This window comes from Enterobacter cloacae complex sp. I2, from assembly GCF_014896205.1.
Classification (GTDB): domain Bacteria; phylum Pseudomonadota; class Gammaproteobacteria; order Enterobacterales; family Enterobacteriaceae; genus Enterobacter; species Enterobacter quasihormaechei.
Genome location: NZ_JADBRA010000011.1, coordinates 127,054 through 143,773, shown reverse-complemented (window position 1 = coordinate 143,773; position 16,720 = coordinate 127,054). Strand labels below are relative to the sequence as shown.

At 48.5% G+C, this 16,720-nt stretch carries 5 protein-coding genes; 3 read left to right on the top strand and 2 right to left on the bottom strand.

Features of this window, described 5'->3' with window-relative positions; translation table 11 throughout:
• Positions 1–521: 521 nt before the first annotated feature.
• From hsdR to IM300_RS11730, 3 genes are all read left to right on the top strand, one after another.
• A complete protein-coding gene (gene hsdR / locus IM300_RS11740) occupies positions 522–4,034 on the top strand; it encodes a type I restriction-modification system endonuclease (RefSeq protein ID WP_193036603.1) in 3,513 nt (1,170 codons plus the stop codon).
• A 71-nt stretch (positions 4,035–4,105) separates the two neighbouring features.
• Complete coding sequence (gene hsdM, locus IM300_RS11735; protein ID WP_193036601.1) at positions 4,106–5,695, top strand: type I restriction-modification system methyltransferase; 1,590 nt, start codon at positions 4,106–4,108, stop codon at positions 5,693–5,695.
• Positions 5,692–7,029: a restriction endonuclease subunit S gene (locus tag IM300_RS11730; RefSeq protein WP_193036599.1), complete on the top strand. Its 1,338-nt coding sequence runs from the start codon at positions 5,692–5,694 to the stop codon at positions 7,027–7,029. The genes hsdM and IM300_RS11730 overlap by 4 nt, the downstream gene beginning before the upstream one ends.
• Positions 7,030–7,100: 71 nt before the next feature.
• Here IM300_RS11730 and IM300_RS11725 read toward each other — a convergent pair whose 3' ends face one another.
• Both IM300_RS11725 and IM300_RS11720 read right to left on the bottom strand, forming a co-directional pair.
• Positions 7,101–13,421, bottom strand: a complete 6,321-nt coding sequence (locus IM300_RS11725; protein WP_193036597.1) for a DEAD/DEAH box helicase — start codon at positions 13,419–13,421, stop codon at positions 7,101–7,103.
• A 2-nt stretch (positions 13,422–13,423) separates the two neighbouring features.
• A complete protein-coding gene (locus IM300_RS11720) occupies positions 13,424–16,720 on the bottom strand; it encodes an STY4851/ECs_5259 family protein (protein WP_193036595.1) in 3,297 nt (1,098 codons plus the stop codon).

The following is a 16,720-nucleotide window of genomic DNA, read 5'->3' as shown; positions in this document are numbered from 1 at the left end:
TAGTGTATATTTTTTGTGCGGATTTTAACTTGTGGGTACAAGTGCGGGTATAACTATTTATCCCTGTTTATAAACTACATTGATATCAGCATATTGGGTGTTAAATTCGAGTCCGGCCTTCGCACCATAAGATGCATATCAAAGTCGCTTAAGGGCGGCTTTTTTTGTGTCTGAAATCTACGTAAAGTTTTCCTTTCAACGGAAGACAATCTGATTCAGCCAATATCAAATTTCTTGCGAGTATAGAACAGAATATCCTCATTCGATAATTGACATATTTGTTCATAAGCCTTCCGGTGATTTTGAAAGGATATTTGTCTTAGCCTGATGCTTTCCGCTTTACCTGGAAAAGGAATGTATGCATGTCCCGCATGGTTTAAATATCACTCATCTGCTGTAACGAGCATCAAAATTTCTTCATCAATGATTAACTTGCTGTGACTTTAGTCATTGCTCCAGAATCTTCAGATAGTTAAAGTAAAAGTTATGTTCCTAAAATGTATGCGCAGGCCTGCATAACAATGATGAATAAATCCAATTTTGAGTTCCTGAAGGGCGTGAACGATTTCACCTATGCCATCGCATGCGCGGCGGAAAATAACTACCCGGATGATCCCAATACGGCGCTGGTAAAAATGCGGATGTTTGGCGAAGCGACAGCAAAACATCTTGGCCTGCTGCTGGATATTCCTCCCTGTGAAAATCAGCACGAACTCCTGCGTGAGCTTGGCAAAATTGCCTTCGTTGACGACAGCATTCTTTCCGTTTTTCATAAATTACGTCGTATTGGTAACCAGGCTGTCCACGAATACCATAACGATCTTGATGATGCTCAGATGTGCTTAAGGCTGGGTTTTCGGCTGGGGGTCTGGTACTACCGTTTGGTTACGAAAGATTATGACTTCCCTGTGCCTATTTTTGTTTTACCGGAGCGCGGAGAAAATCTTTACCGTCAGGAAGTACTGACGTTAAAACAAAAGTTAGAAGAGCAGTCACGTGAGAAAGCACTCAGTCAGGCTGAACTCGAAGCACAGCAGCAGAAACTGATTGCTCTGAACGGCTATATTGCCATTCTTGAAGGTAAGCAACAGGAAACTGAAGCACAGACATTGGCTCGTTTCTCAGCTCTGGAAGCGCAGTTAGCTGAGAAAAATGCGAAGCTTGCTAAGCTCACGGAACAGGAAAGAAAAGCCTACCATAAAGAAATCACCGACCAGGCCGTCAAGCGTACACTGAATCTCAGTGAAGAGGAGAGTCGCTTCCTGATTGACGCTCAGTTACGTAAAGCGGGTTGGCAGGCGGATAGTAAAATGCTGCGCTTTGCCAAAGGCGCTCGCCCGGAACCGGGTATCAATAAAGCGATTGCCGAATGGCCTACGGGTATAGATGAAATGGGTAAGCAAGGATTTGCGGATTATGTTCTGTTCGTTGGCCTCAAGCCCATCGCCGTAGTGGAAGCAAAACGTAAAAATATTGATGTTCCCGGCAAGCTGAATGAGGCTTATCGATACAGTAAATATTTCGATAATGCGTTTTTGCGCGATACGCTTTTGAAGCAATTTACCCCCGACGATATACACGAAGCCCTACCGGTTTACGAAATCAGCTGGCAAGATTCCAGCGGAACACAGCGTTTTAAAATCCCCTTTTGCTATTCCACCAACGGGCGTGAATACCGCGCGGCAATGAAGACCAAAAGCGGTATCTGGTATCGCGACGTCCGCCACACCACCAATATGTCGAAAGCGCTGCCGGAATGGCATCGCCCGGAAGAGCTGCTGGATATGCTGGGCAGCGACCCGCAAAAACAGAATCAGTGGTTTGCAGATAACCCCGGAATGAGCGAACTGGGCCTGCGTTATTACCAGCAGGATGCCGTTCGCGCGGTAGAGAAGGCCATTGTTAACGGCCAACAAGAGATCCTGTTGGCGATGGCGACCGGTACTGGTAAAACCCGTACCGCCATCGCCCTGATGTTCCGTCTGATCCAGTCGCAGCGTTTCAAACGCGTCCTGTTTCTGGTCGACCGTCGCTCGCTTGGCGAGCAGGCGCTGGGGTCGTTCGAAGATACGCGCATTAACGGCTACACCTTTAACAGTATTTTTGATATCAAAGGCTTGACCGATAAATTCCCGGAAGACAGCACCAAAATTCACGTTGCCACGGTGCAGTCACTGGTCAAGCGTACGCTGCAATCTGATGAACCGATGCCGGTCGGCCGCTACGACTGTATCGTCGTCGATGAAGCCCACCGCGGCTACATTCTCGATAAAGAGCAAACCGAAGGCGAGCTGCAGTTCCGCAGCCAGCTGGATTACGTTTCCGCCTACCGTCGCATTCTCGACCACTTCGATGCGGTAAAAATTGCCCTGACCGCCACGCCAGCCCTTCACACGGTAGATATTTTCGGTGAACCGGTTTACCGCTACACCTACCGTACGGCGGTGATCGACGGTTACCTGATCGACCAGGATCCGCCTATTCAGATCGTCACCCGCAACGCGCAGGATGGGGTCTATCTTTCCGAAGGCGAACAGGTGGAACGCCTGAACCCACAGGGCGAGCTGATCAACGACACGTTGGCCGACGATCAGGATTTTGAGGTCGCCGACTTTAACCGCAGTCTGGTGATCCCGGGGTTTAACCGTGCGGTATGCGGTGAGCTCACCAAATACCTGGATCCCACCGGCCAGCAAAAAACGCTGGTGTTCTGCGTCACCAACGCCCATGCCGACATGGTGGTTGACGAGCTGCGCACCGCGTTTAAGAAAAATTATCCGCAGCTTGAACACGACGCCATTATCAAGATCACCGGTGATGCCGATAAAGACGCGAAGAAAGTGCAAAGCATGATCGTCCGTTTCAACAAAGAGCGGTTGCCCAATATTGTGGTCACCGTTGATCTGTTGACCACCGGCGTGGATATCCCGTCTATCTGTAATATTGTGTTCCTGCGTAAAGTTAAAAGCCGCATTCTCTACGAGCAGATGAAGGGCCGTGCCACGCGTCTGTGCCCGTCGGTGGGGAAAACCAGCTTTAGGATTTTCGACTGCGTTGATATCTACAGCTCGCTGGAAAGCGTCGATACCATGCGCCCTGTGGTTGTGCGTCCACAGGTGGAACTGCAAACGCTGGTCAATGAAATTACCGACTCAGAAACCTACAAAACCATTGAAGCGGATGGCCGCAGTTTTGCCGAGCACAGCCATGAACAGCTGGTCGCCAAGTTGCAGAGAATCATCGGCCTCGCTACTTATAATCGCGATCGCAGCGAAGCGGTGGATAAGCAGATCCGCCGTCTGGATGAACTGTGCATGGATGCCGCAGGTGTCAACTTTGGCGGTCTGGCCTCACGCCTGCGGGAAAAAGGACCGCACTGGAGCGCCGAGATTTTCAATAAGCTTCCTGGCTTTATCGCCCGCCTCGAAAGGCTGAAAACCGATATCAATGCTCTGCGCGACGCCCCCATCTTCCTCGATATTGATGATGAGGTAGTGAGCGTTAAATCGCTGTACGGTGATTACGACACGCCGCAGGATTTCCTCGAAGCGTTCGATGCGCTGGTGCAGCACGCTCCTAACGCTCAGCCCGCGCTGCAGGCGGTGATCAATCGTCCGCGCGACCTCACCCGTAAAGGGCTGGTGGAATTGCAGGAGTGGTTTGACCGCCAGCATTTTGAAGAGTCCTCCCTGCGCAGCGCATGGAAAGCGACGCGCAATCAGGATATCGCCGCCAGGCTGATTGGTCATATCCGCCGTGCGGCGGTGGGCGATGCGCTCAAACCGTTCGACGAGCGTGTCGACCACGCGCTGACGCGTATCAAGGGCGAGAACGACTGGAGCGATGAACAGCTAAGCTGGCTCGACCGTTTAGCGCAGGCGCTCAAAGAGAAGGTGGTGCTCGACGACGACGTCTTCAAAACCGGTAATTTCCACCGTCGCGGCGGTAAGCCAATGTTACAACGCACCTTTGACGACAACCTCGACAGCGTGTTGGATAAGTTCAGCGATTACATCTGGGATGAGCTCGCCTGACGCGTTATCATCCCCGGCAATTTCTTCTTCTGCGGCCCCGATAAGGGCCGCTGTTTTACATGGGATCTTCAATGAACAATAACGATCTGGTCGCCAAACTGTGGAAATTGTGCGACAACCTGCGCGACGGCGGCGTCTCCTATCAAAACTACGTGAATGAACTTGCCTCGCTGCTGTTTTTGAAAATGTGTAAAGAGACCGGCCAGGAAACGGACTACCTGCCGGAAGGCTACCGCTGGGATGATCTGAAGTCGCGCATTGGCCAGGATCAGATGCAGTTCTACCGTAACCTGCTGGTCCAGTTAGGCGCTGATGAGAAAAAGCTGGTGCAGGCGGTGTTCCATAATGTCAGTACCACCATTGAGCAACCCAAACAGCTGACTGAGCTGGTCAGCTATATGGACGCGCTGGACTGGTACAACGGCAACCACGGGAAGTCCCGCGATGACTTCGGCGATATGTACGAAGGGCTGCTGCAAAAGAACGCCAACGAAACCAAATCAGGCGCGGGCCAGTACTTCACTCCGCGTCCGCTGATCAAAACCATTATCCATCTGCTGAAGCCGCAGCCGCGTGAAGTGGTGCAGGATCCGGCGGCGGGTACGGCGGGCTTCCTGATTGAAGCCGACCGTTACGTGAAATCTCAGACTCACGATCTGGATGACCTTGATGGCGACACCCAGGATTTCCAGATCCACCGCGCGTTTATCGGCCTCGAACTGGTGCCTGGTACCCGCCGTCTGGCGCTGATGAACTGTCTGCTGCACGATATTGAAGGCAACCTTGATCACGGAGGCGCCATCCGTCTGGGCAACACGCTGGGCAGCGACGGCGAAAACCTGCCGAAGGCGCATATTGTCGCCACCAACCCACCGTTTGGCAGCGCTGCGGGCACCAACATTACCCGCACCTTCGTGCACCCAACCAGCAACAAACAGCTGTGTTTTATGCAGCATATTATCGACACCCTGCACCCCGGTGGTCGCGCGGCGGTGGTGGTGCCGGATAACGTGCTGTTTGAAGGCGGCAAGGGTACCGATATTCGTCGTGACCTGATGGACAAATGCCATCTGCACACCATCCTGCGTCTACCGACCGGTATTTTTTACGCCCAGGGCGTAAAAACCAACGTGCTGTTCTTTACCAAAGGCACGGTAGCCAATCCGAATCAGGATAAAAACTGCACCGACGACGTGTGGGTGTATGACCTGCGTACCAATATGCCGAGCTTCGGCAAGCGCACGCCGTTTACCGAACAGCATCTGCTGCCGTTTGAAAATGTCTACGGTGAGGATCCGCACGGCTTAAGCCCGCGTACCGAAGGCGAGTGGAGCTTTAACGCCGAAGAGAGCGAGGTTGCGGACAGCGAAGAGAACAAAAACACCGACCAGCATCAGGCCACCAGCCGCTGGCGCAAGTTCAGCCGCGAGTGGATCCGAACAGCGAAATCCGATTCGCTGGATATCTCCTGGCTGAAGGATAAATACAGTATCGACGCCGACAGCCTGCCGGAGCCGGATGTGCTGGCGGCTGAAGCGATGGGCGAGCTGGTGCAGGCGCTGGGTGAGCTGGATGCGCTTATGCGCGAGCTGGGCGCGGGGGATGAGGCGGATGCGCAGCGTCAGTTGCAGGAAGAGGCGTTTGGCGAGGTGAAGGCATGAGTGAAGGGAAATTGCCGGAGGGGTGGGTAAACACAACCATTGGAGACATCTCGGTTAAATGTTCACAACGAGTGCCTGAAGAAAACGAGCAATTCATTTATGTTGATATTGGTAGCATAAACCGTGAGCTCAAAATAATTGAAAATCCTCAATACCTTATTGGTAAAGATGCTCCAAGCCGGGCAAGAAAAGAGATTAAAGCCCATGACATCATTGTTTCGCTAACAAGACCGAATTTAAATGCTGTTGCTTTAGTAAGCGAAAAATATGATGAACAAATTGCCTCAACTGGCTTCGAGGTTATTCGACCAGCTCTGGTAGAAAGTCGCTATATTTTTGCACTGGTTCGCTCACGTCATTTTATTGACTCAATTTCAGGATTAGTTCAGGGAGCATTATACCCAGCTGCAAAGTCAAGTGATGTTCAATCCTATGAGTTTCCTCTACCACCGCTTGCTGAACAAAAAATCATCGCCGAAAAACTCGATACGTTGCTGGCGCAGGTGAACAGCACCAAAGCACGTCTTGAGCAAATCCCACAAATCCTGAAACGTTTTCGTCAGGCAGTGCTGGCTATGGCGCTAAATGGAAGTTCAGAACAATCACGAAACACTGCTAAAATAGTTAAACTCATAGACGTCACTAAAAAAATTACTGATGGAGAACATCTTACACCTAAAACAATTAATAGTGGCATTCCACTATTATCAGCTAAAGATGTGCAAGAAGATGAATTGTTATTTGATAATGTCAAGTATTTATCAGATACCGTTGCAGCTAAAGCAATGAATAGATGCAATCCAGAAAAAAATGATATTTTGATTGTAAGCAGAGGAGCAACTGTTGGCAGAACACATTTAGTATCAACGAGTAAAACATTTTGTCTGATGGGTAGTGTTTTACTTATTAAGTTGGATACAGAACAAGTAATACCTGAATATATGAAATTAATATTTAATGATATTTCTGGGCAACAACAGCTGGTCTCTGCCTCTGGAGCAACAGCCCAGCAAGCGATTTACATTCGTGATGTCAAAGAATTCAGTTTCAAACTTATATCGCTTCATGAACAACACGAAATCGTCCGCCGCGTCGAACAACTCTTCGCCTACGCCGACACCATTGAAAAGCAGGTCAACAGCGCCTTAACCCGCGTCAACAGCCTCACCCAGTCGATCCTGGCGAAGGCTTTCCGCGGCGAGCTTACCGCCCAGTGGCGTGCTGAAAACCCAAGTCTTATCAGCGGAGAAAACAGCGCTGCCGCCCTGCTGGAAAGGATTAAAGCCGAACGCGCGGCCAGCAGCGGTAAAAAAAACTCGCGTAAAAAAGCGTAATTGGGGTTATCGGCCATCGCTGACTCGAGTCGTTTTAGCGCTCCCAATTCCTTATTGGGAGCGCTAATCCATTAAGACGGCATCACCTCTACCAGCACATCCGTTGCCCAGCTTTCCTCGCTATTAAGGACTTTGCCCTCCTGGCAGGCTTGCGCCAGTTTTACTAGTTGATAAGTCACATCTTCGGCAAAGTCAAAATTACGCCATACATACGGGAAGTCGATACGCCAGTATCCCATTCCCTGGTCGAATCGAATCTTCAACGTCTGACCATCTTCAAAGGTCACCGTCAGCTTACGATGATGTGGAATATCACGTGGCGAATCGAACACCGTCAGTTCTACCGCTCTGCCCATTGCCGCAGTAAACCACTGGTCGGCGAAATCCTGAAAATCCGCATCGCTCATCCAGTCATGGAACGGCCGGTTGCCGGGACGATCTTTGGGTTTAAACAGAGTATCAAGCTCAAGCTCCGCGTCATCGGTCAGCTTTGTTTTTAGCGGTTTCAGTATCGCCCCCAGCAGTGCCAGCGCAACCGGGTTTTGCAGATAGCGATCGGTATAGTGAACGCTGGTGATTCGCTGGTTTTTCATCAGCGATTGTGCTTCTTCATGGCTGTTAAACAGCGTGTCCCAGAAGCGTTGTCCGAATTGCGAAAGTGGGCCATTTAGCTGTTTATGAATCTCTATGTCTTTTACACGCTCAACAGAGTTCGCCGCTTTCCCCGGCAGAACAAACTCGTTCAGTTTTACCGTTTTATAGCCGAGGCTGCGAACGACCAGTTCGTCATTCAGGTGCCAGCCTGGCCCCGGGATAGTTGCCTGCTGGCTGCGTGAAGCCAGCGTCATTACGCGATCGGCAAAAGCGATTTGCGCCACAATCGGCAATTCCAGAGCCTGTTCACTATGACACAAACGCACACCCAAAGCAGTATACTGCGAAAGCTCATGCAACAGCTCTGGATCATCGACGCCAGCAGGAATGACAAGGTCGACCGCAACATTGTCTTTAATCCGGTAGTTCTGAATAGCCGCCCGGAATTGACGGGCATAAAGATCCCATTCATTGAGTGGCCCGTTCATCCACAGTGTGAGTTTTTCAGCTCCCTCGTTAATCGCCCGACGAAGGGTATCGCCAATGGCTCCCGGGCAGTAGCGGGCATCCGGTAGCGAGAATGTCTCTTCATCTGGTAAACCAATGTAGAAACTGAAGTCATCCCCAAGCCAGGTCAGCGCCGCTTTACGATCCAGCAGGTCATGATCGTGGCGGGTTTGGGAATCGAGCAAACATTCACTGCATGCGGTACCACAATGGTTGCAGCCCAGCTGTTTCACCATCCCCAGCAGAATGGTCTCAATGTGTAATGGAGCACTGGACGCAAAACCTGCGCCACCGCTAATCACATCGTAGAGTTGAACGGCTAACACCGATTGTCCATCTTCCAGTCTGACTGGACGTACTGCGTAGCCCAGTTCTGCAGCAGAAATACCCAATACACCCGCCAGCGCCTGACGCAGGGCAACCGCCAGAGTCATGGCGACAAGCCGACCTTCTTCTGTATTATCCGGCAGGTATTCACCGTTTTGAGGCTTTCGCAAAACCATTTCAAATACATCTGTTCGTGCTAATGCCCCCAGCGTGACGTTTTTCATCAGTGCTGTCGAACCGGGGCAAATCAGCCGCTGATTTTGGCTATCGCGGTCCGCTTTTCCTGGACGAGGTGGGTAGTGAGCTTCCATACTTCTCGGTGCATCATTCTCATTCAGCATCGACTCTGCACGCCCACAGCTCAGGCATAACGCGTAACCATGCCCACCTTCTCCGAGACTTTGCTGGAAAACATGACCATCAGCACCAGACGTCATATACCCCATTATCGGGTTAGGCAGCGGTACGGGTTCAGCTTTAACAAATACCCAGGCAGGGACAACCGGGATAAATTTCATGGTTTCAATGTTGTTTGTCACAGGTGCATGCGCATCGGTCACAAACCCGGCAGGCTGCAGCACCTGGCGGCGATTATCCATGATGATTTTTTCACCACAGGTGCTGTTGGTACAGCATAATACCCCGGAACTGCTCATTCCCTCTTCATAGCCGATGGTCCCGCATTTGTGGCAGCGCCAGGCGCAATCCAGACGCTGCGCTTCATTCGTATCGGCATTAATATTGTGCCAGTGCAGGGAGACACCGGCAGAACGGAAGACCCTGCCATCAAGAATAATTTCTGCACCTGGTGCATATTCACGGATAGCAACCCCAAGGTTGCGGGACGGGAGCCCTTTATAACGCGACACGTTATCTTCGCGATCTTTTTTATCCCGGCTTTTCTGCGATTTTTCGCGAATATAGTCTTCCATTGTGAAGTTATCAAACGTCACCACATCCGTTGGGAAGCCGTATCCGGGAAGGAAGGTTCTGGCCGCCAGATCGCGCAGTAAATATTCGCCGCAATGTCGTTTTTTTTCCAGTTCTATGCGCTTGCGATAAGGCGTTTGCGGCTGCGATTCGCGTTCCTGTGCAACAAGATCGCGATAGACGGAAAGCCATCTCTGTTGCAGAAAAGTAATCGCATCAACTGTTTTCTCTCGCAATTTGTGGGAGCTGGCGCCATGCAGCGCCGTGCCTTTTACCAGCCTTTCCAGCGCCGCGTCAATATCAAGCACGGGGCGTTCAAGCCAGACTTTAAAGCGTTCACATTTTGATTGATCTTCGTCATCACCGAAAAACCAGAGGCTGTCGAGGCTGGTTTTTTCTTTGTCCGTTTCGCCAATAACGTGACATAAAAAGTCAGAGAGCAATAACGCATTGACGTGGCGTTGCACCAGCCGGGCTGAGTTCATTGCCACCATCGGTGCAGGGATCATCGTTTCAAACGGCCAGAGCGGGTTGGCAAATACCTGTTGATCGTGCGGGTTACCTTTACACAATGTGTAAGATATCGCGCGCGATTCCTTGCTACGTCCGGCTCGTCCGGCTCGCTGTAAATAATTTGCCGGATGCGGCGGTACGTTATTCATCACCACGGCGGTAATGCCACCGATATCAACCCCCATTTCCATGGTGGTGGAACAGTTGAGAACATTAAGCTGCCCGTTCTTAAACATCTTTTCGTAGCTTTGCAGGCGTTCTGAAGACTGCTGGGCAGAGTGCTCTGCAGTGCGGTAGTAGAAGCCACCTTCTACGACACGATCGTTGATATCCGTCCAGACATTTTCCGAACGCAATTGTGCGATCAGCGGCTCGTTGCTGACCCAGTCACGTACTTTAGCCAAACCCGGAGCGTAGTCTTCTTGTGAGCGATCCACCTTCCAGATCTCTGGCATGGTGACCTTTTGCGCGACAAATGTGTCATATTGCGTCTGGGTGAGTTGTTCAAAGGAAATGTGAGTGGGTAGATATGGGGTTAACCCTTTAAAAGCAGTGTCCAGAATTTTATTGGTGACCGGACAAATCCAGGCATCCGTTATTAAAGAGAAGGTCAAATGCTCTTTCGGCAAATAGAAACGGTTACCATCAGGCTTCAGTACGGCAAGTGATCCGGTAAGCTGGTTCCATGCTTCTTTTAACCATGTATTGATAATATCAATCGTCGCCGTATTTACTTTTTTTAATCCCGCACCAAGCATTAATAACTTCACCAAACGATGGGACAAATTGCCATTACGAATTTGTGGCCAGCGTCTGTTCTGATTATCTTCAGGATCTTTTGTTTCCGGGTTACGGACGAATTTTGACGAAAAACGACTACCAATCCAGTTTTTTAACTCATCGTCCAGTTGTGTGAAGTTGCTTTCACGTACGTACAGATCCAGAGTAACCTTAAGAAAATCTTTCCAGTCATCCAGCGTCAGCCCTTGCTCTTGCCAATGCATCGGCATCTTATGAATCTTCTCTAGCCCCTGATAACCAACCCGCACCAGCCCTTGCGTTTCCAGGCTGTTAGTTCGTTTAGGACGACGCATGAACTCCCGGAAAAGCAACATTTCCGAAAGCTTCAGCGGCCCGCCGTTTTCGTTGAAAATTTCAGGCTTCAGATAGTGATTATATTGCAGAATAGGGCCGCTAATATCGGCTTTCTCTCTAAGCTCATTGACTATTTCTGTCCAGGTTCGGGAAATGAGAATGGTCGCTACGTTACCTCCGGTCGCAGCCTGAAAAGCTTGTTCAAGCTGCTCGGCCTGTACTTCTGCCAGCTTCGCTTGTTCAGGTAATCCCCAGCTTCTAAATTCATCGGCCTGTTCGCGTGCCTGTTTTGCCAACGCTGCTAACTTTTCAAGATCTGTATTGGCATTTGGTGTGGTGGAAGTCTGTGTCCGTTGATGCCAGCCCAATATTTCTACTACGCTGCCACGTAAGCGACTGCGTTCAGCTTCTTGCTGCATGCGTACCGCCATGCGCGCTGTTCCCTGACGGCTGTCGGTGAAGGTAATGAGACGGCGGCCTCTACCTGGCAGTGAATCAGGCCCCACTCCCTCCTTTCCATCTTCGCAGACAAAGTCCTGACAATACTCCAGAACGGTTGGCACAATATTGGTGACATAAAACGGTCCACCCAACAATGCGCGGCGGAAAGGTTGTTTTCCACTCGTGCCTCTGTAGCCGCAGCTGCTGGCACTACATACCTGTTCAATATCGTTAATAATCAGTTCAATACTTTCATTATTAACTACACCAATACGACGAGTCTTGCGATCGAGTCGCTGTAGAATATAACCAGTTTCACTGGCCTTTTCTGCCGCAATAATAAGTGGAGGGCGGTAACTACTTTCTTTCTCAACTTTTTCTTCAGTAGCGTCGTTTTCAACATTCACCTCATCCTGCAAAGAGAATTCATCGCCACCTTTATTTTCCCATTGTACAAGTTTGCCATTTTTATCCCGGGCCAGAAGATGCGGTTCGTTACATTCATTGCAGAATGCCAGTTCGTAGACCGGGCTCCCGCATTCACAATTTTGCCGTTGATTCACATACACATAACCAAAGGGCCAGCCCTTTTCCAGCGGAGTGCCATGCTTTTGTCTGCACTCTTTATCAACACAAGCCCATACTCCCTGGGTATTGCGCTGGAAAATATGCGCTCTTATCTTCAGGAATGCCGGATCTTTAGGATTAGGTTGTGTACCAGAGCAGACGTCGATCCAGCGAAGTACTTCCAGCTGGCTATAATTCTGCTTGGTCAGCGTATTCAACCGCTTCGTCATCGTATCCAGCTTCATTGGATCCGGCTGAGTAACTAACATCTCACGCAAGTAATGTGCTTCAGGTGAATGCGTAAGAGCTTCAAAGCGGTCTGGGCTTACGCCCTTCATGTCCGTATCAGGGATTTGTTCAATTTCTTCTAAAGGAATATAAACGTGTTTGCACGATGCCAGTTTCGGAATCACCCGGCTTCCGTCCAGTACATCGATGCGCTCCTGCGGTATACCGGATAATTCAGAGAGGAATTTTTTCAGTTGTTTTTCGGCATCGCTTCCGGCAATAGTTGCAGAGGTTGCCACGAAACGCACATCGTCTGGCGTCACGCCAAAGGCCGTCATCACGCGGCGTAACTGCAGAGCTAATTCAGCGGCCTGCGATCCGACATAGGTATGCGCTTCATCCAGTACTATCCAGCGTAATGATTTTTGTGCTTTAGACTGTTGAATAATTGGAGCATCAATCTGGCGGACCATCATATATTCCAGCATCGTGCCGTTTGTTACCAGAATTGGTGCGGGTTCTTCACGCATCTTTTCGCGTGAAAGCACTTCATTTGGCCTTTTTGCCTGCTCGCTTTTTACCGAAGCGTGAAGATTTTCTGTATTGCCATTATAAAGACAGTAACGGATCCCAGTACCAAATCCACGTGTCCACGCATCCAAGCGCTCCCGCTGTGAATTAATTAGGGCATTGAGGGGGTAGAGGAAAAGGGCCCTGACGCCGACAAGTGGGTTGTTGCAATTTTCATGTAATTCTTTGTAGAGGTCTTCCAGCACAGGAACCATAAAACATTCCGTTTTGCCTGACCCCGTACCACTTGTCACCACTACCGAATGTTTATCTTCCAGTAAAGCCTTCCAACTGGCTAGCTGGTGAGTGAAGGGTTTCCAGTCTGCACCAAAACGGTAACGACCGTTGTTATGATCATCTAGTGAATCAACAACAGCTTTACTCAGTAATGCCTTACCTTCGGTCAGGTTGCGCATTGTATAATGCGACTCTTTCCAGCCAAACATTTGCTGGAATACTGGTGAGGCAAGAAATGAGCCTGATTTCCCACAATCGGCACCCATTTGCTCTGTGAGATGCTTGCGTAAGTTCGGGTTTGTGATCCCCATAATACTGAGCGTTGCTTCGGTTGAGCGAGACAACGATTGTTCAATAAGCGACGAAAAAAAGCGTGTAGTCATCTTTAATCCTTTTTATTTTTTGAAATATAACGCAGAAGGCTGCACTGGAATATGGCCTTGAACCAGCGAGAATCGAAGTCCCGAACTTGTCTCAGGAAAAATACGGCGCCAGGTTTGTGTTCAAACACAGTTTCAAAGGAAGTTTTACCGCTTGCCACTGCAGCCGCGAAAACAGGTAACCAGGCAACTGAATAGCGATAATCAGCCTCGGGATAAATATCTATCACTACATCTGTTTGTGATGACATCCAGTTATGCAGTCGCTTACAGCCATATTCTGGCCACCGAGCTTCACTGTGTTCGCGTAAAAGCTCCTGATACCACTCACGGACAAACGATGTTGGAATGGGAGGAGGGAATTTCCCATAACTTAACCATTTTTCAACTTCATCGGCATAAGTTGGAAATACGATCCCTAATTGTCGATACATCTTACTCAGCAGTGTTACCAAAACTTCATCTGGTGCCCCTTTTTGGGTCAGGAATCGTTTGAAGGTTTCTGCTGCGGATTTGATTTCTAATATAGGGAAAAACTCCCAAAAAACAGGGAATTCATTCTCAATGCGGTTTAAATACTCGGCGGACATTTCAAACTTGAAGAGGGACATCGCCAGCGCTCTTGGATGTTGTACGAGTGCTCGCCATACTTCAAATGTAGCCAGCGGAAGATAGCCAAAATATTCATAAAGGCTGCGCATAAACTGCCAACCGGAGTGAGCAGGATCGGTAGCCATCTGATCAAGCACCAGCGTAATGGTATTCACTTTTGCCTGGGGATTAAAAAGTTGGGTGGCTTTCTGAAGTGAACGAACGCTACTTTCATCGCCATGTAAGGAAGATTCGCCACGAATGAAGCATGGACGAAATGCCATTTCATCACCTTCCTTTGGGACTACTAGCCAAGGCCCGTTTTTGCTAACTATAGAACTCAGTTCATATTCACCAACAGGTACACCCTCACTTAACCTCGATGACAAGGAGACTGCTTTTCTCTCTGGCTCGCTCAATAACATGAGGACGGGAGAAGGGAATTGCCCGGCACGATAGTTTGTAGACTGGCTGATCAGAATTTCTTTTTCATAATCATAACGCAAACTGTATTTGTAGCGCCGAATCTGCCAGCTCATCGCTACGCCAGCACCTCTGATTCGCATATCCACAACCTGGTCAATTCCTGACTCAAGAGATAGCAAATTTTCAATATGCTCTCTTAGACTGTATAAATTGAGTTCAATAGGGCGTTCTCCTGCCGTATAAAACCATTCATGCCATGCCTGTTGACCATTTATAGTGCGTAGATGTAATTCCAGTGAAAATCGAGTTGGTTCACCATTTTTACCAAACAAGTAGGCTCTTGAACCAAGTAAATCATGCAAAGTGATATTTTTTTCCAGAAGGTTTCCATTTGCATCAAGAACCAAACAACCTTTAGCAGGATAAGGAAAAGTCAATTCAATTGAATCAGCTCCTAGATTAGGATAAATTTCCAGAGAGATAAATGCAGGAGGGATGCCTTCGGCTTTGAGTAATATTTCGGTGCGTCCTGCTGCGCGCTTTCTAGCAATCTCGAGTGTTTTATTTTTTAAGACAGACATGCAGGGATGTTGCGTCGAGATGACAATGGTACCTTCATTGACCTGATCGCCACCGCGAATCTCAACATTAAAGTCTGCCGGTAATATTCCAATTTTTCGACGAAGTATAGTCTCATTATCATTATTCCTGACGGAAACAAATTGAGAACCCATCATCTCTTGCAACTGGCATTCTTCGATTGATTTACTATTAAAATAAGGTTTAAATTGGATGTGTTTTATATCCGGATTTTTCGAGATGACTTTAGGGACCCCAAGAAATGTTTCAGTAGGGTGGCATACCCAATTTACTCTTTTACCGTAAAACTCAAAACCCCCAAGGTTAGTCTGTTCTTTTCCAGTGCGTATACGATATGTTTCATGTCCGGAAATAATTAATTCATGGCAACCTTTTACGGAGAGTGTTTCGAGTCCTAAGACTGAAATTGTATTCAACGTTGTTTCATATCCTGAAACAGTTGTCTTTTCTCGAGGTAAAACAATAAGAACATCGCTGTTACGAACATTGCACGAAGCTTGCCCTTGTAATAGCCATCGTTCTCCATCAGCAACGAAAGTAAGTGGAACCTCACCAATGGCGATTTCGCTATCATCCAATTTTATTGCGCCAACAGTCATTCCGCCTGCCCGAGCAACTAACAATAAATTCGCAGAGGGGTCATGTCTGGCAAATCGTGATTCATTTTTGCGGATGCGAACTCTGGCATGAGCATTTTCGAGGGAGGCATAGACCACACCAAGGCTTGCAACTTCGTTAATGCCTTCGTAAATAGCAAGTTCAAATCGTGTAGTTGAAGGTTCACTAATAATCGGAAAAGACAGTTCATCTGGTAACGAAACTATCGCACGTATTTGATCCGGTGATTTTTCTGTCCAAAAGAACTGACAACCGGTACATTTATTTTTTTGTGAACGGGGTTTTGTTTCTATAGATGCAGTACGTAACAATCCATTTAGAAAGCGGGTGCCAGTTTCATCATCCAATGGCATAGGGAATTCATCCCGCCATTTTGGATGCGTTTTATCAAGCTGCGCTACTGGTTCAGAGTCATCGCTTAGGTTATACATCAGTACCAATGAGCTGAGTTTTTCTGCCATATGACTGATGAGCTCTACTGATGTATCTTCAATAAATACAGCTGGAAGCGAAGATCTTTCTATAATTTTTCTTACCAGCGAAAGCATGGAAAAACCTGCTATCTGAGCTTGTTCATACTGTTTAAGGATCCGAGAAAATACGGTTTGAAAACTACTATCTGATTCCTTCAGTAAACGAAAAGGTAGACCACCCTCACTGAACAACGTTCCAAGAAAGTTACGTCTATCCGATTCATAAAATCGAATTGGTCGCATCCAGTAACTCTTCATCCCTTTAGGAACGATATGCCTTAGTTCAGTCGCCGTTAACGATGTACCTATCTTTTTATAAATGGGCTCCCAAGTCCACCCACAATTCCGCTCATAGTCTCTGCGATACCATTCAGAGCAAAAAAACACAAAACAGGAAGCATAGCCTTTATCATCAACAATATTTGTAGTTTGGCTAACCGCTCGAAGTAACTGCGTTAAGTCCACATATTCTTCATTCGTCGCTTGATATTCATAAAGCGGGCGGCCATCGGGTTGTCTCAATCCTCTACGACTAAGAAAATTTCTTAGCCATGAAGTACATTTTGTCCATGAAATGCATTCTGAGTGAACCAA

Bases quoted from the DNA above. Each gene is read 5' to 3' on its own strand.
- hsdR (WP_193036603.1), top strand. From the start codon at position 522: ATGATGAATAAATCCAATTTTGAGTTCCTGAAGGGCGTGAACGATTTC.
- IM300_RS11725 (WP_193036597.1), bottom strand. From the start codon at position 13,421: ATGACTACACGCTTTTTTTCGTCGCTTATTGAACAATCGTTGTCTCGC.
- IM300_RS11730 (WP_193036599.1), top strand. From the start codon at position 5,692: ATGAGTGAAGGGAAATTGCCGGAGGGGTGGGTAAACACAACCATTGGA.
- hsdM (WP_193036601.1), top strand. From the start codon at position 4,106: ATGAACAATAACGATCTGGTCGCCAAACTGTGGAAATTGTGCGACAAC.